1 protein-coding gene is annotated in these 528 nt (G+C 51.9%); it reads left to right on the forward strand.

Translation table 11 applies throughout. The annotated features are described in order from the left end of the window. On the forward strand, window positions 1–528 hold a 528-nt coding region (locus tag R7190_RS30410; RefSeq protein ID WP_318138281.1), incomplete at both ends, for an efflux RND transporter periplasmic adaptor subunit.

A 528-nucleotide genomic window follows, 5' to 3' on the forward strand; every position in this document is an offset into this window, starting at 1 on the left:
GTTGGATGCGATTCCGGGTAAAGAGTGGCAAGGCAGCGTCGATTATGTGTATCCAATTTTGGATCCTAAAACGCGCACGCTTCGTGTTCGTCTTAAATTCTCTAATCCCAATGGCGAGCTGAAACCGAACATGTTCGCCAATATTGCCTTACAACCTGTCAGCGACAACGCGGTGTTAACCATTCCAAAGTCGTCCGTTATCCGCTCGGGGGGTATGACTCGCGTCGTGCTGTCTGAGGGAGACGGCAAATACCGCTCAACGCGCATCGAAGTCGGGCGTGAAGCTGACGACAAAATCGAGGTACTACAAGGCCTGACTCAAGACGATCGCATCGTAACCTCAGCTCACTTTATGTTGGATTCAGAATCGAGCCAAACGGCTGATCTATCGCGCATTTCATCACCGACCGAAGCCACTGCACAAACGGCTTGGACGAAGGGCGAGATCACTGATGTGATGAAAGACCATCGCATGTTGACCATCAACCACCAGCCCGTACCAGAGTGGGATTGGCCGGGGATGGTTAT

The organism is Vibrio sp. 1078-1 (assembly GCF_033340475.1).